Genomic DNA, 20797 nt, shown 5'->3' on the forward strand with positions numbered 1-20797 from the left:
GCCCAACGTGCAGGCGGCTCCGATCTGTGTGTCGTTATTGTCCTGCGGCCACTTTACCGTGCCGCGCGGCGCCGCGCTGGTAGGCCCTGCCTGTCACAGGTCGTCGGCGCGGCCCGAGCAGTTCAACGGTCACCGCCGCGCAGCCGCTGCAGCGCGATTCGGCCCGCGCCGACGTGGTCATCGGCGGCCACCGAATCCGGATCGATCACCGCGGCCACGGCCACGTCACCACCGGTGCTCAGCTCCGTATCGGCCGGGATGCCCCGCTTGACCAGCGCCAACGCGATGGGACCGTCGTCGACATGATCCACCACGGTGCCCAGTCGCCCGACCGGCCGGCCGCCGGCGGTCAGCGGGTCCCCGGTCGAGGGCCGGTCCCCGGAGCCGTCCAGCTGCACCAGCACCAGAGCGCGGGGCGGTTTACCCAGGTTGTGGACGCGGGCGACGGTCTCCTGGCCGCGATAGCAGCCCTTGTCCAGATGCACCGCGCCTTCACCGGGACCGCCGATCCAGCCGACCTCGTGCGGGATGGTCCGCTCATCGGTGTCCAGCCCCAACCGTGGGCGCAGGGCGGCCACCCGGTGGGCCTCGTAGGCCCAGATTCCGGCCGGCCGGACGCCGGCCGCCGCGAGGGTGCGCTGCCGGTCGCCGACCGTGTCACGCGGCACCACCAGGTCGTATTCGCCGGGGTAGACGCCGCGCAGGAAGCCGCCACCGGGCAGCCCGACCGCGGTCCAGGGGGCAGGCAGAGCGTCGACGCCGAGCGCGGCCAGGACCTCGGGTGTGGTCAGGGCCGGCCCGAGCAGGGAGAGCACGGCCAGATCGGCGGGTTCGACCACCACGTCGGCCCAGAACACCATCTTGCGCAGATAAGCCAGCAGCGGTTCGCCGCGCCACGGCTCGGTGTCCAGAATGGTGACACCGTCGAGCTGGGTCTGCAGCCAGTGATCTTCCACACGGCCCTGCCCGTCGAGGCTGAGGTTCTGCACGACGGTGCCGTCGGTCAAGTCGCTGACGTGCTGGCTGGAGATGGTGTGCAGCCAGGAGCGACGTTCGCCGCCGGTGAGTGCGAGCACCGCCCGGTGCGACCGGTCGACCACCACGGCGCCGTCGGCAGCGGCGCGTTGCTCGCCGAAGGGATCGCCGTAGTGCCAGACGGCGCCGGCGTCGGGACCGTGTTCAGGGGCGGGAACTGCAGACATGCCCCAAGCCTACGGCGCAGCGGTCACTAGGCTCTGGCGTCATGCCCGCCGGTCTCGTCGTGACGCTCGACGGGGACGTGCACGGTTTCGACGAGCCGTTGGTGCGGGTCACGGACCCGGTGCTGACCCACGGTGACGGGGTGTTCGAGACCACCCTGGTGCGCGGGGGGCGGGCCTGTCTGCTGGAAGCCCATCTGAGCCGGCTGGCCGACTCCGTACGTATCGCGGCGCTGCCGCCCGTCGACCTCGCGCTGTTCCGCACGGCGGCGGCGACGGCGGTCTCGCGGTGGGCCGGGGACGCGGTGCTGCGGTTGGTGTACGGCCGTGGCGCGGCCTTCGCCGCGATATCGCCGGTGCCGGACCGGGTGGCCGCGGCCCGCCGCGACGGGGTGGCTGCGGTGACGCTGGATCGTGGACTGAACGATCCCCTGCATGCGGCGAAGTCGTTGTCCTACGCCGGTAACGCCGCGGCGCTACGGGAGGCCGCCCGCCGCGGCGCCGGCGACGCGATCTATGTCGGCGCCGACGGGCTGGTGCTGGAGGGCCCGCGTTCGTCGGTGGTGATCGCTGAGGGCGAAACCCTGATCAGCCCGCCGGCCACGCCGGCGATCCTGCCCGGCACCACCGTGCGCGCGCTGTTCCAGACCGCGCCGCGGGTCGTGTACCGTCCGCTGACCGTCGCCGATCTTTTTGCAGCGCAAGGTGTTTGGCTGCTCTCGGCGGTGACGTTGGCCGCGCGTGTGCACACCCTGGACGGTGTCGCCCTGGCGCCGGCGCCGCTCGCGGCGCAGCTGGCCGAGTGGGTGGACACCGCGGTCGACCGCGAATCCTGACGATATTCGGTTGTCGGGTCCGCGGGGCGCGAGTACTTTCGTCGGTACACAGGGAAGGAGGTGGTCCGACACATTGATTGGCATACGGACAAGTGAGGTGGCTGCTCGCTAGCAGCTGCAGGCGCGAGGAATCCACCTGCGAGCGCTGGCGAATTCCAAGCAGCCACCCGGCCCCCGAGCCCTTGGTTTTGTCCCACCAAGAACTACGGCTCGGGGGCCGCCCCATGTCTGGGCTACTTCGGGGGTGCGGGGGCGAGCGACGCGCAGGCCTGGTTGGCCTTATCCCACGTGCCCTGGTCGACGCCCGGAGGTGCCGGCGGTGTCTTACCCTCGCCCGGATGGGGTGCGCCCGAGGGCGGCGGACCGCTCGGTGGCGTCATCCCGGGCGGCGGGGTCATTCCGGCGGGCGGACCGCCCTCCGGCGGAGCGGGCACGCCGTGCTCCGTCATGCAGGCGGTGAAAGCATCGTGACCGTCGGGTGCGGACGCCGCCGACGTGGATTCCGACGTCGCGCTCGAGGAGGTGGATGCCGTCGCCGAAGTCGTTGATTCCGTTGACGTTCCACCCGACGAACAACCGACCACGCCGGCGATCAAGGCCGCACCGGTGAGGCCCAGCGCCGCGGTGCGTAGTGCTGTCAGAGCCATGAATTCTCCGTTCTCGAATTGACGGAGACGACGGTATGGGCCGTTGCTGGGCGCCCGGTATCGCTGGCCTGGGCGTAGGTTATGCGCCGGTGCGGCTATCCGACGAAGCGGCTCAGGCGCGCCGACAGGTGCGGTACCAGCCCGCCGTCGGCGTCGACCCGCTCCTCGACATAGGCCAGATCGCCGTCGTCGACGATGCCGTACAGCCGCTTGGCCCCGCCGACGAGCATGCCGGACTTGCTGCGGGCCAGGGCGTCGGTGGCCAGTTCCCAGGAGGACTGGTTGCGCGGGCGGCCGTAGAACAGCTCGACGTAGCCGGCGGAATGGGCCAGCAGCAGCTCGATGGCCTGTGTCTCGGACGGATCGGCGGGATCGTCCACGAAGCGCCAGAATCCCGACTCGCGGAACCCGGTCGACTCGAACTCGCCGTCCGTGCCGAGCCGCCAGGAGCGGCTGTCCCAGTTCAGGTAATCACCACCGTCGTGAGAGACGATGATCTGCTGGCCGAAACGGTAGTCGCCGTGGGTGTCGCGACCCTCGCCCTCGCCGCGCCACACGCCGACCAGCGGCAGGAGCGCCAACAGTGCGGGGTTGAGGTCGGCGCCTTCCCGGAGGTTCGCGGTATCCGCCGGAAGGGGCAGATCGTCGAACGTCGGGATGTTGCGGGCCGCGGTGATCCTGGCCCGCTCCGCAGCTGCGGCTACGGCCCGGTCGCCCGACCCCGGCTCGACGGCGTCGTCGTTGCTCACGCCTCGTCGGTGATCAGGCGGTACAGCGCGTAGAGCGCAAACCAGGTGATGACGACCACGGCCGCCACAAGCATGAATTCGAAGAAGAGAACCACGTCAGGAGTCTAACTGCCGGGAGCCGCTGCGCTCGAACCGGAGGCCCGAGCGCAGCGGCACTCGATCGGCGTCAGGCGACCTTGATGTCGACTTCGTGGATCCCGGCGCCGGACGGCGTCACGCTGGCGTCGCCGTTGCCCGCGGGCGACAGCGCACGCACGGTCCACGTGCCCGGTGCGGCGAAGAAGCGGAAGTCGCCGGTCGCCGAGGCCACCACCTCAGCGGTGAACTCGTCCGAGCTGTCCAGCAGCCGCACGAACGCGCCGCCGACGGTCTGGCCCGATCCGTCCACCACACGACCGGTGATGACGGTTTCCTTCTCCAGGTCGACGCCTGCCGGCAGCGTCACACCTTGTTTCGGTGCAGAGCACATATCAACTTCCCAACTCGATCGGGGCGCCCACCAGGGAGCCGTATTCCGTCCAACTGCCGTCGTAGTTCTTGACGTTCTGGTGACCCAGCAGTTCCTGCAGCACGAACCAGGTGTGCGAGGAACGCTCGCCGATGCGGCAGTAGGCGATGGTCTCCTTCTCGCCGTCCAGGCCGGCCGCCGCGTAGAGCTTGGCCAGGTCTTCATCGGACTTGAAGGTGCCGTCCTCGTTGGCCGCCTTGCTCCACGGCACGTTGATGGCGCCGGGGATGTGGCCGGGGCGCTGGCTCTGTTCCTGCGGCAGGTGCGCGGGCGCGAGGATCTTGCCGGAGAACTCGTCGGGGGAGCGCACATCGACGAGGTTCTTCTCGCCGATGGCCGCGATGACCTCGTCGCGGAAGGCGCGGATGTCGTTGTTCGGCGCCGCGGCGGTGTACGAGGTGGCGGGGCGGGTGGGTACCTCGGTCACCAGGGGGCGCCCGTCGAGCTCCCACTTCTTGCGCCCGCCGTCGAGCAGCTTGACGTCGTTGTGGCCGTACAGCTTGAAGTACCAGTAGGCGTACGCGGCGAACCAGTTGTTGTTGCCGCCGTACAGGATCACTGTGTCGTCGTTGCTGATTCCCTTGTCGGACAACAGCTTCGAGAACTGCTGCTGGTCGACGAAGTCACGCTTGACCTGGTCCTGCAGCTCGGTCTTCCAGTCCAGCCGGACGGCGCCGGCGATGTGACCGCCTTCGTAGGCCGAGGTGTCTTCGTCGACCTCGACGAAGACGGTGTTCGGCGCGTCGAGATTGCTCTCGGCCCAGTCGGTGGAGACCAGGACGTCGGAGCGTGCCATGGAGTGATTCCTTTCGGTTATCGGCTTGTGGCGGGAGTTGCACGTCGCAGGCGAGCGACGAACGGGTAGATCTGGCAGCCCAGGCAGATGCCGAAGGCTGCGTTCAGGAACGCCGCGAACAGGGCGAACGCGGTGGCGATGAGGCCGAGCAGCGGCCCGCCGAGCGCCGCCTGGAAAGCGAAGCCCGCGGCGCCGACGACGGCGAAGAGGAAGCCGACCAACTGGGCGAACTTCAGCGGCGGCACCGGTTCCTTCTCGGTGACCGGGCCCAGTCGCGGTGCGATGAGCGCGGCGAACACCCGGCCGTAAGGGTGCTGACGGGGGCCCCGTACCGCGCCGATGGCGAAGACCACGGCCTGCAGGGCGAGGATGACCGCCGCGGCGGGCACGCTGATCGCGGACACCAGCAGCGTGACGATGAGCACGCCGGTGGTGACCCAGGCGACGAAGCGGGGACCGCGGACATCGACCTGGTCGAGGGCCTGATTCGTGATGGTGCTGGTGGTGGTGGACATATCTGTGCTCCTGTTGCTGGGCTGGGGTTGGGGCTGAAGGGGCACATTCCGGCCTGGTGGCCTGGCCCCGAGCGCGGCGCAGAGAGAAGCGCGGCTACTCAGCAGCTACAACAACAACAGCAACAACCCGCGACGCGGCACAGATCGACTGCGCGGCGCTTGGTGAGCAGCAGCTCAAGGCGGGCGGACACGTCGCACACAATACCTGTTGACCCTGCGGTCAAGCCAATAGTGGCTCCAGGGCCGAGCGCAGGTCAGCGGCCTTGGGAACCCCGGTTGCGCGGAAGCGTTGCCGGCCCTGGGCATCGAAGATGAAGGTCGTCGGCAGTGACAGCACTGAAAGGCGCCGGGCGGCGGCCGGATTGGCGTCCATATCGATCTCGACGTGCGCCACCGCGGGCAGTTCGGCGCAGACCTGGCTGACCACGCGGCGCACAGCGGCGCACGGCCCGCACCACACGGCGGTGAAATGCACGATCGTGGGTCCGGTGCCGGACAGCCCGAGATCGGAGGTGTCGACATCCTCGGTGGGGGCGTCCTCGGCCGCGGCGCGCAGCATGCCGGCCCGCAGTGTCATCAGGCGCCCGACGATGTAGCCGAGACCCAGCACGGCGATCACCATGACGATGACCAGGGCCATGGAACTGTTCATGACTGTCTGAACCCGTCGAGTGTGATGGTTACTCCCTCGGTGATGCCTTCCACAATGATGTCTGATCCGCGGACTCCGGCCGAGGTGGGCGTCAGACCGAAGGGCAGCTTCTGGCCGGGCACCTGCGAGGTGAAGGCCGCCAGCACCGCGGCGGTGCGGTCCTGCGGTACGGCCTGATCGGCGGTGCCGGGTCCGGTGAGCACGTTGGTCGGGGTGAACACCAGGGTGGTCTGGTTCGGGCCGTCGAGGGTGAGATCGACCGAGACGCTGACCCGCTTGTCGAAACCGGCGGCGGCCGGGGTGCCGGTGAACACCAGCCCGTCGCCGCTGGAGATGCCCGATTCCGTGGTGTTGTCGGTCGCGTCGTTGGACTCCCGCGGCGGGGCCTCGACCTGCAGGTCCTTGATGCCCATGAAATCGCCGACGTGCCTGGAGTCGATGATGATCCGGCTTTCCAGCTTGCCCACCGGCAGGGTGGCATCCGGACCGATCAGCCAGGACGAGTCGTGCAGGTCGACGCGGTGCAGCGTGGCTTCCAGCGAAACCTTGCCCGTGATCGGGTGGTCCACCCCGGTGGCCCGGATCTCCACCTCCCGATAGCGGTGGTTGGCGGCCTGGGAGATGAACGGGAAGCTCAGGATGCTGGCCCACGGATCGAAGGGCAGGTGAGCGGCGGTGCGAACGCTGCGGGCCAACCGGTATTCGGCGTAGATCGCCGCGCCGAAATCGACAGCGACGGCTCCCAGCACCAGCGTGGTGAGAGTCGCGATGAGACCGGCGAGCAGTTTGCGCACCCGGACATTCTGGCGTACCCGGCGGGGCCCGGAGTTCGCGGCGCTCCGTTCAACTCAGCTAATCAGCAGGTAGCACGCTATCGTTAACGCATCGTCGGTCGTAACGACCACGTGTCAGCCATGAATCTGGAAGATGACCTTCGACAACGTTGTCCTGGGAATCCTCTGGGGCGCCGGAGGGCCTTTTGGAGCTTTTGCTACTCACCGTAGACCCGAATCCTGAGTCCGTGCTGCCGTCATTGTCCCTTCTGGCACACAACGTTCGCTCCGCACCGACTGAGGTTTCCTCCCTGCTGGAGGCAAGTACCGCCGACGTCGCGATCGTCGACGCGCGCACCGATCTGGCGGCGGCCCGGGGGCTGTGCCGACTGCTGGGCACCACCGGAACATCGATCCCGGTGGTGGCCGTGGTGAACGAGGGCGGCTTGGTGGCGGTCAACGTGGAGTGGGGCCTGGACGAGATTCTGCTGCCCGGCACGGGGCCCGCCGAGATCGACGCCCGACTGCGGTTGCTGGTCGGCCGGCGCGGCGGGGTATCCGACCAGGAGAGCATGGGCAAGGTCACCCTCGGTGAGCTCGTCATCGACGAAGGTACCTACACCGCGCGGTTGCGTGGCCGCCCGCTCGACCTCACCTATAAGGAGTTCGAGCTGCTCAAGTACCTCGCGCAGCACGCCGGGCGGGTGTTCACCCGGGCACAGCTGCTGCAGGAGGTGTGGGGTTACGACTTCTTCGGTGGTACCCGCACGGTGGACGTGCACGTGCGGCGGTTGCGGGCCAAGCTCGGTCCCGAATACGAATCGCTGATCGGCACCGTGCGCAATGTCGGATACAAAGCGGTGCGTCCCGCTCGAGGCCGGGCCCCGGCACCCGAAGCGGACGACGACGACGTGTTCGACGACGACGATTTCGGTTCGGCGTCCGAGGCGTTCGATCCGCTGCACAGTCAGTGATCTCGTGGCAGACCGGACTGCCGGTATCCGAACAGCAGCGCATCGCGGCGCTGATCGACGCGGCCACTGCCCACGACGGCGTCGCGCCGGTCGGTGATCAGGTGTTGCGCGAGCTTTCGCGCGACGACACCCGCCACCTGCTCGCCCTCGACGGCGGGGAACTGGTCGGCTACCTCAACCTGGCCCCCGCCATGGCCGAGCTGGTGGTGCACCCGCAGGCCCGGCGGCGCGGTATCGGGTCCGCGCTGGCGCGCACCGGTCTGGCCGAGTCCGGAGACGATATCCGGGTCTGGGCGCACGGCAACCTGGAACCGGCTCAAGCGCTGGCCGCCGCGCTGAAGCTGGTTCCCAAGCGTGAGCTGCTCCAGATGCGCCGCGGCCTGGCCGACCTGCCGGCGCTTCCGGCGGTGGACGGCTTACGGACTTACGCCGGACCGTCCGATGACGCGGAGCTGCTGCGCGTGAACAACGCCGCGTTCGCCTGGCATCCGGAGCAGGGTGGGTGGACCGAGGCCGATATCGCCGAGCGTCGCGGCGAGAGCTGGTTCGACCCGGCCGGGCTGTTCATGGTGTTCGAGGGCTCCGGCGGGCTGGAGCGCAGCGACTCGGGCGGTGGTTTCAGGCTGCTGGGTTTCCACTGGACGAAAATCCATTCCGCGCCCGGCGGGGACGTGCACGACCGAGGTTTGGGCGAGGTCTATGTGGTGGGTGTCGACCCGGCCGCGCAGGGCCGCGGGTTGGGCGCGGTGCTGACGCTGGTGGGCCTGCACCACCTGGCCCAGCGGCTGGGTCCCGGCGCCGAGGTGACCCTCTATGTGGAGGGGGACAACACCGCGGCGGTGAAGACCTACCAGCGGCTGGGTTTCACGGTGTTCAGCACCGATGTCGCCTACGGAATCTAGGCTGCGCGGGCTGCTCGAAGGCCTTTCTCAGCATCCTGTGAACCCCCTGGACCTATTCACCTTCCGTTCACTTTCCATCCGTTAAGAGTCCACTACCACCGCATACGTTGCCGGAGAGCCTGAAGCCGTCAACCGAAAGTGGGATAAGTGAAGCTCAATCGCTTTGGCAAGGTCCTTGGCACGACGCTCTCCATGACTGCCGTCGCCGCACTGTCGCTCACCGCGTGCGGTAGCGATAACAACTCCGGCAGTTCCTCTTCTTCGTCGGCCGCCTCCGGCAGCTCGGCCGCCTCCGCCGCCGACTGCGCCGGCAAGAACAGCCTGACCGCCGAGGGCTCGACCGCCCAGCAGAACGCGATCGCCGAGTTCAACAAGGTGTGGGGACAGGTCTGCTCGGGCAAGACCCTGGCGTACAACCCGACCGGCTCCGGCGCGGGTGTGGACCAGTTCATCGCCAAGCAGGTCGACTTCGCCGGCTCCGACTCGGCGCTCAAAGACGATCAGATCACCAAGGCCAAGGAGCGTTGCGGTGGCAACGACGCCTGGAACCTGCCGCTGGTGTTCGGCCCCGTCGCGCTGGCCTACAGCATCGAGGGTGTCGACAACCTCGTCGTGAACCCCGAGGTGCTCGCCAAGATCTTCCAGGGCGAGATCAAGAAGTGGAACGACCCGGCCATCGCCGCGCTGAACTCGGGCACCACGCTGCCCGACACGGACATCAAGCCGATCTACCGCTCGGATTCCTCGGGCACCACCGACAACTTCCAGAAGTACCTGGCCGCCGCCGCGCCGCAGGCGTGGACCAAGGGTGCGGGCAAGGAGTTCCAGGGTGGCGCCGGTGAGGGTGCGCAGAAGTCCTCCGGTGTCGTGCAGGCCATTCAGGCCACCCCCGGGTCGATCGGCTACGTCGAGAAGAGCCCGGCCATGGCAGCCAACCTGCACACCGCGCAGATCGACAGCGGTGCCGGTGCCGTGGCGCTGACCGATGACTCCACCGCGAAGGCCGTCGGTGCCGCCAAGTTCAAGGGCGAGGGCAAGGATCTGACCCTGGATCTGAACGCGCTGTACGCCTCCAAGGACGCCGGCGTCTACCCGCTGATGCTGGCCACCTACGAGATCGTCTGCTCGAAGGGTTACGACGCCGACACCGCTGCGGCCGTCAAGTCCTTCCTCACGGTGTCGGCCAACCAGGGCCAGGCCAGCCTGTCCCAGGCCGGCTACGTCGCCCTCCCGGACAGCTTCAAGCAGCGCCTGCTGGCCTCCGTTTCGGCGATCTCCTGACGGCTGGCGCGTAACCACAATTGCGGTGAGGATGGACTTGCGGACCGATGACCAACCAGGTCCCTGACGGGATAACAGTGACGACACCTAATCCAGCCGACGCGGGATCGGGTGAGGTAATCGCCTCACCCATCCCGGCGCCGGAGCCCATCTCCACCAACCCCTCCAAGGGTGCGAAAGTACGCTTGGGAGACCGCATTTTCCGTGGTCTCTCCGAAGGATCGGGCATCCTGATCGTCGCGCTCATCGCGGCGATCGGGGTGTTCCTCCTGTGGCGGGCCATCCCCGCGCTGGCCCGCAACAAAGAGAACTTCTTCACCTACGGCGGCAACTGGGTCACCACCGACACCTCGGCGATGCACTTCGGCATCTTCGACCTGTTGCAGGTGACGGTCTTCGTGTCGCTGTTCGCCCTCGTGCTCGGCATGCCGGTGGCACTGGGTATCGCGATCTACCTGACCCAGTACGCCCCGAAGCGACTGGCCGGCCCGCTGGCCTACATGGTCGACCTGCTCGCGGCGGTGCCGTCCATCGTCTACGGCGTATGGGGCCTGTACGTGCTGGCGCCGGTGCTCAAGCCCTTCGCGATCTGGCTCAACGAGAACCTGAACTGGCTGTTCCTGTTCAAGACCGGAACCGCGTCGGTGGCCGGCGGCGGCACCATCTTCACCGCGGGCATCGTGCTCGCGGTGATGATCCTGCCGATCATCACCGCCGTCAGCCGCGAGGTCTTCATGCAGACGCCCCGCGGCCAGATCGAGGCCGCGCTGGCGCTGGGCGCCACCCGCTGGGAGGTCGTGCGCACCACGGTGTTGCCGTTCGGTCTGTCCGGCTACATCAGCGGTGCGATGCTCGGCCTCGGCCGTGCGCTCGGTGAGACCATCGCGCTGTTGATCATCCTGCGTGGCACGCAGACCGCGTTCGGATGGTCGCTGTTCGACGGTGGCTACACCTTCGCCAGCAAGATCGCCGCCACCGCAAGCGAATTCAACGACCAGTACAAGGCCGGTGCCTATATCGCCGCCGGCCTGGTGCTGTTCATCCTGACCTTCATCGTGAACTCGCTGGCCCGCGCCGCGGTGGCCGGAAGGGGCGCAAAGTCATGACCTCCACATTGGAAAAGCCGGTCAAGGCGCCCGCCTTCCAGGGTGTCAGTGCGCGCCGCAAGGTCACCAACAACGTGGCGACGGTGCTGGTGACAGGGTCGGTGCTGGTGGCCCTGGTACCGCTGGTGTGGGTGCTTTTTTCGGTGATCGTCAAGGGTTTCAAGGCCATCAGCGCGCCGACGTGGTTCACCAACTCCCAAGCCGGGATGACGACGTTCAGCGCCGGCGGCGGCGTCTACCACGCGATCGTCGGCACGCTGTTGCAAGGCCTGGTCTGCTCGCTGATCTCGATCCCGATCGGCGTGTTCGTGGCCGTCTATCTCGTCGAGTACGGCGGCGGCACCCGGTTGGGCAAGCTCACCACCTTCATGGTGGACATCCTCACCGGTGTGCCCTCCATCGTCGCCGCGCTCTTCATCTACGCCTTGTGGGTGGCCACGCTGGGCTTCGAGCGGTCCGGCTTCGCGGTGTCGCTCGCGCTGGTGCTGCTGATGATCCCGGTCATCGTGCGAGCCACCGAGGAGATGCTGCGCATCGTCCCGATGGACCTGCGCGAGGCGAGTTACGCACTGGGCGTGCCGAAATGGAAGACGATCATGCGGATCGTCATCCCGACGGCACTGTCGGGCATCGTCACCGGTGTCATGCTGGCCCTGGCCCGCGTGATGGGGGAGACCGCACCGCTGCTGGTCCTGGTGGGCTATGCCCAGGCGATGAACTTCGACATGTTCGGCGGGTTCATGGGATCGCTGCCCGGCATGATGTACGACCAGATCTCGGCCGGCGCCGGCGCCAACCCGGTGCCCACCGACCGGCTGTGGGGAGCGGCGCTCACCCTGATCCTGCTGGTCGCCGTACTCAACATCGGCGCGCGACTCGTCGCCAAGATCTTTGCCCCCAAGAAGGTTTAGAGGAGTGAACTGCCATGGCAAAACGGCTTGATCTCAAAGACGTCAACATCTACTACGGGGCATTCCACGCGGTGTCCGACGTCTCGCTGTCGGTTCAGCCGCGCAGCGTGATGGCGTTCATCGGCCCGTCGGGCTGTGGCAAGTCGACCGTGCTGCGCACCCTCAACCGCATGCACGAGGTCATCCCCGGCGCCCGTGTCGAGGGCTCGGTGCTGCTCGACGGCGAGGACATCTACGGTGCCGGCGTCGACCCGGTGGGTGTGCGCAAGACCATCGGCATGGTGTTCCAGCGCCCGAACCCGTTCCCCACCATGTCCATTCGCGACAACGTGGTGGCCGGCCTGAAGTTGCAGGGCGTGCGCAACAAGAAGACCCTCGATGAGGTCTGCGAGCGTTCGCTCAAGGGCGCCAACCTGTGGAACGAGGTGAAGGACCGCCTGGACAAGCCGGGTGGCGGCCTCTCCGGTGGTCAGCAGCAGCGGCTGTGTATCGCCCGCGCCATCGCCGTTCAGCCCGACGTGCTGCTGATGGATGAGCCCTGCTCCGCACTGGACCCGATCTCCACACTGGCCATCGAGGACCTGATCTCGGAGCTGAAGCAGGACTTCACCATCGTGATCGTCACGCACAATATGCAGCAGGCCGCCCGGGTGAGCGACCAGACCGCGTTCTTCAATCTCGAAGCAACGGGCAAGCCCGGCAGGCTGATCGAGATCGACGACACCGAGAAGATCTTCTCCAACCCGACGCAGAAGGCCACCGAGGACTACATCTCGGGCCGCTTCGGCTAGAGCGAGCCACTCAGGGGACGAGCACGACCCGGGTACCGGACGGTTCGGCGGCGGTCCAGGCCTGCGCTACCTCGGCCAAGGGCCTTGTGGCCGTGCGTAATTCGAGGGTGCCGGTAGCGACCATGTCAAACAACCGGGGCAACGCCTCGGTGCGCACCCGCGCCAGCACCTCGGGCGGGACGCTGCCGATGCCGACACCGGACAGCACGATGCCGGTACCGCGCAGGATTCCGGCGGGCAGCGTCAAGGTCAGTCCGGCCATCGATCCGATCTGGATGAACCGGGTGGCGTGATAGTGCGCCGAGGGGTGGCTCGCGGCCAGGGCGGAAAGCACCGTCTCGGCGGGCTGTCCCCACAGGTAGTCCAACACGGCGTCGAAGGGCTGCTCGGCGTGCAGCGCGGACACCCGGGCGCTGAGGTCGTCCTCGCCCAGTGCGATCGCCTCGTCCGCCCCGACGGTGCGCAGCCAGTCCAGCCGGGCGGTGTCGCGGCCGGCGACGACCACACGGCCCGCGCCGAACACCGTCTTGGCCAGCTGCACCGCCATCGAGCCGGTGACGCCGGTGGCACCGAGCACCAGTACGCGCTGGCCGGGGCGCAGTGCCGCCGCATGTTCCAGTGCCGTCCACGCCGAGATGCCGGGATTGGGGACGGCGGCCGCGGTGACGGAATCGACGGCGGCGGGCAACTCGACGGCGCCGTGGGTGCTGATCAGGGTGCGCTCGGCCATCATGCCGTAGGGTGCGACCGCTCCGGTGTACACCCGTCGCCCGTCCTGTAGGCGCGCCACCCCGTCGAAGCCGGGGATGGTGGGCAGGGTGAGTTCGCCACTGGCGTAGTGCTTTCCGCTGACCAATCCCCTGGTGAGATTCGTCAGTGCGGAGGCTTCGACGGTGGCGGTCACCGTCCCCTCGCCGGCCTGTGGATCGGGGAAGTCGGCGTAGGCGGGAACCTGGCCGAATGCTGTGACAACGGCTGCTTTCATGGCGCTCCTCGAGTTTCGGTAGAAATAGTTTCTATGGAAACAATGTATGCCGACGGGGCCGGGATGGCAAGATTGTTTCCATGAAAACCAAGGCCGCCCTGGTCGACGCGATCAACGCGCTGATCGGCGCTGTCGGCGACAAGTTCGACACCGATGAGGACGGTGACCCGGAGCGCGATTTCATCGCCGCCCGTTGCCCGAAGCGGTTGGAGGGTACCGTCCGCGCGCTACCGACCCTGTCGATGCACCTGCTGGCCGCGATCGCCGACGGCCCGCTCAGTCTGGTCGGGTTGGCCGCGCGGTCGGGTCAGCTGAAGGGGACGGTGTCCAAACACGTGCAGCGCCTGGTCGAGGCCGGGCTGGTGGAGCGCACACCGGTGCCCGGCAACCGCAAGGAGATCGCGCTCGGCCTCACCGCCGACGGGGAGCTGGTCACCGCCGCGCACGGCGAACTGCACGACGAGATGGACCGCGGGATGCGCGAATTCCTGCAGCGCTACAGCAATGCGGATCTGCAGGTGCTGGAGACGGTGTTGCGCGATCTGCTGGCCGCACGCAAGGAGGGGGTGCGCATCGTCCCGGGGCGAGCGTAGCGAAGGGGAATGATCGCGGGGCGAGCGTAGCGAAGGGGAATGATCCCGGCGAGCGTAGCGAAGGGGAACCGCTCAGCGCGGGGTGGCCTCGTCGTCGGCCGGCAGTTCACCGGTGACCTGGAAGATCACCCGGCGGGCCACCTCCACCGCGTGGTCGGCGAAGCGCTCATAGAACCGGCTCAGCAGTGTCACATCGACGGCGGAGGTGACACCGTGGCGCCACTCCTTGTCCATCAGGACGGAGAACAGATGGCGATGCAGATCATCCATCGCATCGTCCTCTTCGCGGATCTGGGCCGCCTTCTCCGGATCCAGGGTGCGCAGCACCTCCTGGGCGCTGTTGCCCAATTCGACTGCAACCCGGCCCATTTCGGCGAAGTAGCCGTTCACCTCTTCGGGCAGCGCATGCTGCGGGTGGCGGCGACGGGCGATCTTGGCCACATGCAGGGCCAGCGCGCCCATCCGGTCGACGTCGGCGACGATCTGGATGGAGCTGACGATCGCGCGCAGGTCGCCGGCGACCGGGGCCTGCAGTGCCAGGATGACGAACGCCTCTTCCTCGGCTTCCTTGCTGATCTCGGTGATGCGCTCGTGGTCGGTGATCACCTGCTCGGCGAGCACCAGATCGGCCTGGAGCAGGGCCTGAGTGGCGCGTTCCATCGCCTGACCTGCCAGGCCGCACATCTCGCCCAGTCGATCGTTCAGGCCTTGAAGCTGCTCGTGGTACGCGGTACGCATGGCGATAAGCCTACGGTTGCGATGCGGGATCGTCACGATGCCGCAGGTGAACTCGCGATGAATGGCCGCAGGCGGCGGTGTGCGGCTATTCGCAGGTCGTGTCGGCCGCGTTGGTGACGGTCAGGTCCTCGGGCAGGCGCGTCGGCTCGGTGGCGACGCCGTGGACCAGATGCACCTGCACCGCCGAGCCACTCGGCTGCGGTGGGGTCACCGTGCGGTAGTCCGAGCCCAGCACGACGCGCACCACACTGCCCAGGCCCGTCGTCCGTTCCATGGTGGCGTTGGAGAACGAGGACGCCACGGTCGCGGCCGCCTGCTCATTGCCCGGAGCGAAGAACACCGTCGTCGAGTTCAGCGGCCCCGGATAGTCGTCGGGAGCGTCGACGTTGAAACCGTGTTGCTGCAGGGCTGAGGCGGCGTCGGCGGCCAGGCCGTTCTCGCCGGTCGAGTTGGACACCCGGACGGTGACCAGGCTCGGGTCGGTGGCCACGGCGTCGACCACCTCGGCGGTGCCCGGTGCGGGCGCGCTCGGCGCTTCCGGGGTCTGCGGGACGGGAGTGTTGTCGGCGTTGCGTTCCTCGGGCAGCGGATCGTCGTTGATGATCGCGTCGAACAGCGCATGGACGTCGTCGGTGCGCGGCGGCTCGTTCCCGTCCGAGTCCGTCTGCCCGGTGGTGGGCACCGTGATGAAGCTGATCCGCCCGGCGTTCACACCCTGGATGGACTGGCCGAGGTCCACCAGATCCTTGGTCTTGATGTTGTCGACGTAGCTGTCCTGGATGAACATGTTGACGACGTTGTTGAGCTTGCTCAGCGAGAAGAACGTGTCCTTGGAGATCAGCGACCGCAACAACGAGGACAGGAACAGCTGCTGGCGTTTGATGCGGCCGTAGTCACCGTTGACCTCGGTGGTGACCTGGCGGGCCCGCACATACTGCAGCGCGGTGTGCCCGTCCACCATCTGCCGACCGGCGGTGGACAGCACGGTGCCCAGTTCGTAATCCTCCAGCGGGGTGGTGCTGCACACCTCGACCCCGCCGAGGGCGTCGACCATCTTCGCGAAGCCCGCGAAGTCGACGGCCATGAACCGGTTGATCGACAGGCCGGACAGCTTCTGGATGACCTTGACCAGGCATTTGGGGCCGCCGAACGCGTACGCCGAATTCAGCTTCGTCTCGGTGTAGACCTCGTCGGGACCGTATTCGCCGGTCTGTTCGTCATAGACCGGGCCGTACTTCCCGGTGGACGGATCCCACGCCTGGCATTGGATCGGCGTGATGGCGAGATCGCGCGGGAACGACACCGCCACCACCCGTTTGCGGTTGGCCGGGATGTTCACCAGCATGACGGTGTCCGAGCGTGCGCCTGCGGCGTCGTCGGTGCTGCCCGCGCCCATATCGCTGTTGGCGCCGATCCGGCTGTCGACACCGACGATGAGGAAGTTCTCGTCCCCGAACTGGGCGGTGGGGTCGACGATATCGCGCGAGTTGAGGTCCAGTGCGGACACCTTGTTGAGGCTGTTGTTCTTCATCGACTGCCACTGCCAGGCCCCACCGGTGAGTGCCAGCGCGCATACCGCGATGAGCGCCGCGGCGACCCGGCCGATGATGCGGGCCCGGCGGTGGGTGCCCCGCGGAGCCGCAGGTGCGGCGGTGATGTGGGCCGGTCGGTCCGGATGAGCCAGGGCCAGATCGGGAAGTACGGAGGTGTAATCGGAGGCGTAGGCCGACGCGATGTGGATGACCTCGGTGTCCGAATCGCCCGTAGCGCCCGTGTCCGCCGGCGCGACGGGGTCGTCTTCGAGCAGGGGGGTCGCGGCGGCCTGTTCCTCCACGGTCGGCTCGGGTGCCGTCGGTTGGGGTGCGGGGCGGCGCCGGCGACGGCCGCCGGTGCCCGACTCGTTGGCGAGCTTGGCGATCAGGTCGGCAACGGCGACGCCGTCGGTGTGGTTACCGGTGCCTTCCACGTCAGGCCGTCGATCGGGCGGCAGCACACCCTGGGCGCGCTCCCACGGCGCGGCACCTGGTCCCGGCGGGGTCGATCGGGTAAGTCGCTGAGAGCCCTGTGAAGGCTTCGTGCCGTCCTGATCGGACGGCTCCGCGGGACCCCAAAGACCGGGAGTGGCGTTGTCGCCGTCACTCATGTCGTACCGGCCTTCGACGTTCGCGGGGACGTGCGCGCCGTTGCACACGCGTGGTCGTGGGGGCTGCATTGTTGTCTAGCAGCCCGGTACCCCCTTCCGCCAGCCGGAAGGGGTGAAGTGGGCCCTCATCGTACTGAGACAACCTGAGCGTCAGCCAGCCCGAGGAAGTGACAGGGCCATCTCAATATCGTTTCAGACGCAACTATGTCAGGGGTCGGTTCAGCCGCCGGAATGCATCACATCGGCACCTTCGGGCACCGTGAGATCGTCCGGATCGTCGAGCCAGCCTTCGGGCAGCGTCACCGAGGACGGTGAGCCCTGACGGCCGCGCGGGCCGGACGCAGCGGGCGGGAACGGCACCTCGCCGTCGAGCTCGCCGAGCAGCGCGTCGAGTTCGTCCAAGGTCTTGACCAGTGCCAGCGCCCGGCGGACGTCGGCGCCGGCCGGGAAGCCGTGCAGGTACCAGGCGATGTGCTTGCGCATATCGCGCATGCCCTTGTCCTCGCCGAAGTGCGCGGCCAGGAGGGCACCGTGGCGGCGCATGATGTCGGCCACCTCGCCGAGGGTGGGCGGGGTGGCGATCGGCCGGCCGGTGAACGCCGCCGACAATTCGGCGAACAGCCAGGGCCGGCCCAGGCAGCCGCGACCGATGACTACTCCGTCACATCCGGTCTGTTCCATCATCGCCAGTGCGTCGTCGGCGTTGAAGATGTCGCCGTTGCCCAACACCGGGATGGTGGTGACGTGCTGTTTCAGCGCCGCGATCTGACTCCAGTCGGCGGCACCGGAATAGCGCTGGGCGGCGGTGCGGGCATGCAGCGCGACCGCGGCCGCGCCTTCCTGCTCGGCGATCCGGCCGGCATCGAGGTGGGTGTGGTGGGCGTCGTCGATGCCGATCCTGAACTTCACCGTCACGGGAACGCCGGAACCTTCGGCCGCGCGCACCGCGGCACCGACGATCTGGCCGAACAGCCGGCGTTTGTACGGGATGGCCGAACCGCCACCACGGCGGGTCACCTTGGGCACCGGGCAGCCGAAGTTCATGTCGATGTGGTCGGCCATGCCCTCGTCGACGATCATCTTCGCCGCGGCATAGGTGGTGTCCGGGTCGACGGTGTAGAGCTGCAGCGACCGCGGGGACTCCTCCGGCGCGAAGGTCGTCATGTGCAGGGTGACCGGATGGCGTTCGACGAGCGCGCGGGCCGTGACCATCTCGCAGACATAGAGGCCGCTGACCGTCCCGGCGCGGGCCTGCTCGAGCTCCCGGCACAAGGTGCGAAACGCCACGTTGGTGACGCCGGCCATGGGGGCCAGCACGACGGGGGAACGCAATGAGATCGGCCCGATCCGCAGGGATCGGGCCGACGTCGGACGGTGGGTGGTGAGAGTCATCCTGCCGCGGAGGTCGACACCAGCAGGTTCTTCATCGCCTTCTTCTCGGCCATCTTGCGCTCGCGTTCCAGTCGGCGTTCCTTGGCCACCTCGAACTTCACGCAGGTCTCCTCGAGTTCCTGCACCAGCAGCCCCAGGTCGTCGCGCAGCCGGGCACCCTCGCCGGTGAAGTCCTCGCGCTCGAAGATGCGCCACTTCTTCAGCACCGGCATCACGACATCGTCCAGGTGGATCCGCGGGTCGTAGACACCGCCGACGGCGATGATGACGGCCTTGCGGCGGAACTCCGGCACCGTGTATCCGGGCATCTTGAAGTTGCGCAGCACCCGGTGCAGCGATTTCATCGCCTGATTGGGGACCAGGTCCAGGCCCGCGGCGCTGATATCGCGGTAGAAGATCATGTGCAGGTTCTCATCGGCGGAGATGCGCCCCAGCAGCTGGTCGGCGACGGTCTCCTCGCAGGCCTTGCCGGTGTTGCGGTGCGAGACGCGGGTGGCCAGTTCCTGGAACGTCACGTAGACGACGGAATCGAAGAGGGTCGACGCGAACAGGTCGCCCTGCTGGTTCTGGCCGGGTGAGAAGCCGCGGGTGACCTGCTCGACGCGCAGTTCCTCCAGCTCGATCGGATCGATGGCGCGGGTGACCAGCAGGTAGTCGCGCAGGGCGATACCGTGCCGGTTCTCCTCGGCGGTCCAGCGGTTCACCCACCAGCCCCACGGGCCGTCCATGGTGAAGTTCATCGCGATCTCGCGGTGATAGGAGGGCAGGTTGTCCTCGGTCAACAGGTTCTGCACCATTGCGGTCTGGGCGACCTCGGAGAGTTTGGACTGCTCCGGATCCCATTCCTGACCACCGAGCGCATAGAAGTTCTTGCCGTCCGACCATGGGATGTAGTCGTGGGGGTTCCAGTCTTTGCGCATCGACAGATGCCGGTTGATGTTCTGTTCGACGACGGGCTCAAGTTCACGCAACAACTGCACGTCGGGTAGATCTTGCGGCACGTTCGCTCCCAGTTATCTGTACCTGTTGGTAGCAGTCAATATATCTGTGGACTCCGGTTACATCAAGTTCATGGTCCGGGCCGTCGTGTAACGGTTTTCACACGATTGCGAATCCCGTCGACGTCGACGGGAAGGATGCGGCCCACTACAAGGCACGTTACGCTCTGTCGATTACAACAAAACCCTGAGTAATGGGAGTAGGGCCACACGTGAAAAAGCTGATCGTTTTGGGGTCGGGCACAGTCGGTGCGCTGGCGGCCGCCACCGCGCTTTTCGGTACCGGTGTGGCCGCTGCCGATTCGTACGCCGGGCAGACCTATAGCGATGCAAGCTCCGCGGCAAGTGATGCGGGTCAGACGGTCGTCGTGGCGGCGCGGGTCGGGGACAAGCTCAGCGAGGGCGACTGCATCGTCACGCGCTCGCAGACCGCGCCCTTCGCCAGCGCAAACGACGGTGTGCATGTGTCCAGCCAGGTTCAGTTCTATCTGAACTGCGCAGGCTCGTACGCGACTGCCACCAACCCCGGTGCCTCGGTCGCCAGCCCGGACGGCCGGGCCGCGAAGGCTGCCGCCGACGAGGCCGCCGCCAAGGCCGAGGCCGAGCAGAAGCAGGCCGAGCTGGAGGCCGCCTCCCAGCAGGAAGCGGATCTCGCGCAGGTCAGCACCCCCGACCAGTAGGTCGGGGTCAGTGCGCCGCCGCGCGGCGTAACACCAGGTCACTGCAGTAGTCGATGAACTGCTGCCGGGTGGCCGACAGGCGGTTGTCCAGGTACGCGGTGAACAGGGCCGTCAGGGCGCCGACCAGTCCGGTGGCGATCATCTGTTGGCGGGCGGGGTCGCTCACGTGGCTCAGCCGGCTCTGCAACAGCCCGATGAACGTGGGCATCCAGTCGGCGCCGGACCTGGTGAGCACCGGTTCGCGCTCCGGGGCCAGCAGCAGCACCCGTCCCCGCGTCGGATCGTCGACCATCAGGGCCACGAATGCCTCCACGGCCTCGCGCGGCGTGCTCGACGACGCCAACGCCGTCATTGCCGTGGTGCACACGTCGTCGTACACGGCGCGCACGAATTCATCTCGGTCGCTGAAGCTTTCGTAGAAATAGCGCTCGGTGAGACCGGCTGCCCGGCACACCGCGCGCACCGTGAGGCTGGGCCCGTCCGGCCCGCCGAGCAGCGTGACGCCGGCGGCGATCAGCTCGCTGCGCCGGAGCACCTGACGGTCGCGCAGGGGAACTCCCGACCAGCGACCTCGTCGTTGACCGGACGGCTCGTTGCTCCTAAGCTCCATAGTGACAACGAGTGTAGT

24 protein-coding genes are annotated in these 20797 nt (G+C 67.6%); 9 read left to right on the plus strand and 15 right to left on the minus strand.

The features are described from left to right. Positions 1 to 122: 122 nt before the first annotated feature. Positions 123 to 1202, minus strand: a complete 1080-nt coding sequence (gene ygfZ / locus H7J86_RS18400; protein WP_267292505.1) for a CAF17-like 4Fe-4S cluster assembly/insertion protein YgfZ — start codon at positions 1200 to 1202, stop codon at positions 123 to 125. A gap of 41 nt (positions 1203 to 1243) precedes the next feature. Between ygfZ and H7J86_RS18405 the strand changes: the two genes are divergently transcribed. After that, complete coding sequence (locus tag H7J86_RS18405) at positions 1244 to 2035, plus strand: aminodeoxychorismate lyase (RefSeq protein ID WP_267292507.1); 792 nt, start codon at positions 1244 to 1246, stop codon at positions 2033 to 2035. A gap of 233 nt (positions 2036 to 2268) precedes the next feature. Here the strand turns inward: H7J86_RS18405 and H7J86_RS18410 are convergent, their stop codons facing one another. The 8 genes from H7J86_RS18410 to lmeA all read right to left on the minus strand — a co-directional run bounded on the left by H7J86_RS18410 (position 2269) and on the right by lmeA (position 6696). Beyond that, positions 2269 to 2682, minus strand: a complete 414-nt coding sequence (locus tag H7J86_RS18410; RefSeq protein WP_090354461.1) for a hypothetical protein — start codon at positions 2680 to 2682, stop codon at positions 2269 to 2271. A 95-nt stretch (positions 2683 to 2777) separates the two neighbouring features. After that, complete coding sequence (locus H7J86_RS18415) at positions 2778 to 3431, minus strand: heme-binding beta-barrel domain-containing protein (RefSeq protein WP_090354463.1); 654 nt, start codon at positions 3429 to 3431, stop codon at positions 2778 to 2780. 166 nt (positions 3432 to 3597) lie between these two features. Next, a complete protein-coding gene (locus H7J86_RS18420) occupies positions 3598 to 3900 on the minus strand; it encodes a DUF1416 domain-containing protein (protein ID WP_062655781.1) in 303 nt (100 codons plus the stop codon). Between the two features lies 1 nt (position 3901). Beyond that, a complete protein-coding gene (locus tag H7J86_RS18425) occupies positions 3902 to 4735 on the minus strand; it encodes a sulfurtransferase (protein WP_090354465.1) in 834 nt (277 codons plus the stop codon). 17 nt (positions 4736 to 4752) lie between these two features. Beyond that, positions 4753 to 5250, minus strand: a complete 498-nt coding sequence (locus H7J86_RS18430) for a DUF4395 domain-containing protein (RefSeq protein ID WP_090354466.1) — start codon at positions 5248 to 5250, stop codon at positions 4753 to 4755. A gap of 98 nt (positions 5251 to 5348) precedes the next feature. Beyond that, positions 5349 to 5450: an Ms5788A family Cys-rich leader peptide gene (locus tag H7J86_RS33620; protein ID WP_372517291.1), complete on the minus strand. Its 102-nt coding sequence runs from the start codon at positions 5448 to 5450 to the stop codon at positions 5349 to 5351. A gap of 20 nt (positions 5451 to 5470) precedes the next feature. Further along, positions 5471 to 5902 (minus strand): thioredoxin family protein, encoded by a 432-nt coding sequence (locus tag H7J86_RS18435; RefSeq protein ID WP_090354467.1) that lies wholly within the window; start codon positions 5900 to 5902, stop codon positions 5471 to 5473. After that, entirely contained in the window at positions 5899 to 6696 is a 798-nt protein-coding gene (gene lmeA / locus H7J86_RS18440) for a mannan chain length control protein LmeA (RefSeq protein WP_090354469.1), read from the minus strand. The genes H7J86_RS18435 and lmeA overlap by 4 nt, the downstream gene beginning before the upstream one ends. A gap of 149 nt (positions 6697 to 6845) precedes the next feature. Between lmeA and H7J86_RS18445 the strand changes: the two genes are divergently transcribed. The 6 genes from H7J86_RS18445 (at position 6846) to pstB (ending at position 12640) form a co-directional block, all read left to right on the plus strand. Continuing rightward, positions 6846 to 7649 (plus strand): winged helix-turn-helix transcriptional regulator, encoded by an 804-nt coding sequence (locus H7J86_RS18445; RefSeq protein WP_170847118.1) that lies wholly within the window; start codon positions 6846 to 6848, stop codon positions 7647 to 7649. Continuing rightward, entirely contained in the window at positions 7646 to 8551 is a 906-nt protein-coding gene (mshD, locus tag H7J86_RS18450; RefSeq protein WP_267292509.1) for a mycothiol synthase, read from the plus strand. The genes H7J86_RS18445 and mshD overlap by 4 nt, the downstream gene beginning before the upstream one ends. A 147-nt stretch (positions 8552 to 8698) precedes the next feature. Beyond that, positions 8699 to 9832 (plus strand): phosphate ABC transporter substrate-binding protein PstS, encoded by a 1134-nt coding sequence (pstS, locus tag H7J86_RS18455; protein WP_170847119.1) that lies wholly within the window; start codon positions 8699 to 8701, stop codon positions 9830 to 9832. 47 nt (positions 9833 to 9879) lie between these two features. After that, the gene (gene pstC, locus H7J86_RS18460) at positions 9880 to 10938 is read left to right on the plus strand and encodes a phosphate ABC transporter permease subunit PstC (protein WP_267292511.1); all 1059 of its coding nucleotides are present in this window, start codon (positions 9880 to 9882) and stop codon (positions 10936 to 10938) included. Beyond that, a complete protein-coding gene (pstA, locus tag H7J86_RS18465) occupies positions 10935 to 11849 on the plus strand; it encodes a phosphate ABC transporter permease PstA (RefSeq protein ID WP_090354482.1) in 915 nt (304 codons plus the stop codon). Before pstC ends, pstA begins: the two co-directional genes overlap by 4 nt. Positions 11850 to 11863: 14 nt before the next feature. After that, on the plus strand, positions 11864 to 12640 hold the full coding sequence (pstB, locus tag H7J86_RS18470; protein WP_090354484.1) for a phosphate ABC transporter ATP-binding protein PstB: 777 nt from the start codon (positions 11864 to 11866) through the stop codon (positions 12638 to 12640). 10 nt (positions 12641 to 12650) lie between these two features. Here pstB and H7J86_RS18475 read toward each other — a convergent pair whose 3' ends face one another. After that, complete coding sequence (locus H7J86_RS18475; protein WP_267292513.1) at positions 12651 to 13625, minus strand: quinone oxidoreductase family protein; 975 nt, start codon at positions 13623 to 13625, stop codon at positions 12651 to 12653. Positions 13626 to 13705: 80 nt separating this feature from the next. On the opposite strand from H7J86_RS18475, the gene H7J86_RS18480 reads away from it, so the two are divergent. Next, the gene (locus H7J86_RS18480; RefSeq protein WP_187097018.1) at positions 13706 to 14218 is read left to right on the plus strand and encodes a MarR family winged helix-turn-helix transcriptional regulator; all 513 of its coding nucleotides are present in this window, start codon (positions 13706 to 13708) and stop codon (positions 14216 to 14218) included. A 72-nt stretch (positions 14219 to 14290) separates the two neighbouring features. Here the strand turns inward: H7J86_RS18480 and phoU are convergent, their stop codons facing one another. The 4 genes from phoU to H7J86_RS18500 all read right to left on the minus strand — a co-directional run bounded on the left by phoU (position 14291) and on the right by H7J86_RS18500 (position 19492). After that, positions 14291 to 14956 carry a phosphate signaling complex protein PhoU gene (gene phoU, locus H7J86_RS18485; protein WP_090354489.1) on the minus strand — a complete coding sequence of 222 codons (666 nt, stop codon included), beginning with the start codon at positions 14954 to 14956 and terminating at the stop codon, positions 14291 to 14293. 85 nt (positions 14957 to 15041) lie between these two features. Continuing rightward, positions 15042 to 17099, minus strand: a complete 2058-nt coding sequence (locus H7J86_RS18490; protein WP_267292515.1) for an LCP family protein — start codon at positions 17097 to 17099, stop codon at positions 15042 to 15044. 219 nt (positions 17100 to 17318) lie between these two features. Next, positions 17319 to 18491 (minus strand): tRNA dihydrouridine synthase DusB, encoded by a 1173-nt coding sequence (gene dusB, locus H7J86_RS18495; RefSeq protein ID WP_090354492.1) that lies wholly within the window; start codon positions 18489 to 18491, stop codon positions 17319 to 17321. Next, positions 18488 to 19492 (minus strand): acyl-ACP desaturase, encoded by a 1005-nt coding sequence (locus tag H7J86_RS18500; protein ID WP_090354493.1) that lies wholly within the window; start codon positions 19490 to 19492, stop codon positions 18488 to 18490. The genes dusB and H7J86_RS18500 overlap by 4 nt, the downstream gene beginning before the upstream one ends. A gap of 209 nt (positions 19493 to 19701) precedes the next feature. Here H7J86_RS18500 and H7J86_RS18505 point away from each other — a divergent pair, with 209 nt between their 5' ends. After that, entirely contained in the window at positions 19702 to 20169 is a 468-nt protein-coding gene (locus H7J86_RS18505) for a hypothetical protein (protein ID WP_090354494.1), read from the plus strand. Positions 20170 to 20176: 7 nt separating this feature from the next. On the opposite strand, the gene H7J86_RS18510 is transcribed toward H7J86_RS18505, so the two are convergent. Next, positions 20177 to 20779, minus strand: a complete 603-nt coding sequence (locus tag H7J86_RS18510) for a TetR/AcrR family transcriptional regulator (protein ID WP_267292517.1) — start codon at positions 20777 to 20779, stop codon at positions 20177 to 20179. Positions 20780 to 20797: the final 18 nt, after the last annotated feature.

This window comes from Mycobacterium hackensackense, from assembly GCF_025822555.1.
Taxonomy (GTDB): domain Bacteria; phylum Actinomycetota; class Actinomycetes; order Mycobacteriales; family Mycobacteriaceae; genus Mycobacterium; species Mycobacterium fluoranthenivorans.

Bases quoted from the DNA above. Each gene is read 5' to 3' on its own strand.
- ygfZ (WP_267292505.1), bottom strand. From the start codon at position 1,202: ATGTCTGCAGTTCCCGCCCCTGAACACGGTCCCGACGCCGGCGCCGTC.
- H7J86_RS18405 (WP_267292507.1), top strand. From the start codon at position 1,244: ATGCCCGCCGGTCTCGTCGTGACGCTCGACGGGGACGTGCACGGTTTC.
- H7J86_RS18410 (WP_090354461.1), bottom strand. From the start codon at position 2,682: ATGGCTCTGACAGCACTACGCACCGCGGCGCTGGGCCTCACCGGTGCG.
- H7J86_RS18420 (WP_062655781.1), bottom strand. From the start codon at position 3,900: ATGTGCTCTGCACCGAAACAAGGTGTGACGCTGCCGGCAGGCGTCGAC.
- H7J86_RS18425 (WP_090354465.1), bottom strand. From the start codon at position 4,735: ATGGCACGCTCCGACGTCCTGGTCTCCACCGACTGGGCCGAGAGCAAT.
- H7J86_RS18430 (WP_090354466.1), bottom strand. From the start codon at position 5,250: ATGTCCACCACCACCAGCACCATCACGAATCAGGCCCTCGACCAGGTC.
- H7J86_RS18435 (WP_090354467.1), bottom strand. From the start codon at position 5,902: ATGAACAGTTCCATGGCCCTGGTCATCGTCATGGTGATCGCCGTGCTG.
- pstC (WP_267292511.1), top strand. From the start codon at position 9,880: ATGACCAACCAGGTCCCTGACGGGATAACAGTGACGACACCTAATCCA.
- pstA (WP_090354482.1), top strand. From the start codon at position 10,935: ATGACCTCCACATTGGAAAAGCCGGTCAAGGCGCCCGCCTTCCAGGGT.
- pstB (WP_090354484.1), top strand. From the start codon at position 11,864: ATGGCAAAACGGCTTGATCTCAAAGACGTCAACATCTACTACGGGGCA.
- H7J86_RS18475 (WP_267292513.1), bottom strand. From the start codon at position 13,625: ATGAAAGCAGCCGTTGTCACAGCATTCGGCCAGGTTCCCGCCTACGCC.
- H7J86_RS18480 (WP_187097018.1), top strand. From the start codon at position 13,706: ATGAAAACCAAGGCCGCCCTGGTCGACGCGATCAACGCGCTGATCGGC.
- phoU (WP_090354489.1), bottom strand. From the start codon at position 14,956: ATGCGTACCGCGTACCACGAGCAGCTTCAAGGCCTGAACGATCGACTG.
- H7J86_RS18490 (WP_267292515.1), bottom strand. From the start codon at position 17,099: ATGAGTGACGGCGACAACGCCACTCCCGGTCTTTGGGGTCCCGCGGAG.
- dusB (WP_090354492.1), bottom strand. From the start codon at position 18,491: ATGACTCTCACCACCCACCGTCCGACGTCGGCCCGATCCCTGCGGATC.
- H7J86_RS18510 (WP_267292517.1), bottom strand. From the start codon at position 20,779: ATGGAGCTTAGGAGCAACGAGCCGTCCGGTCAACGACGAGGTCGCTGG.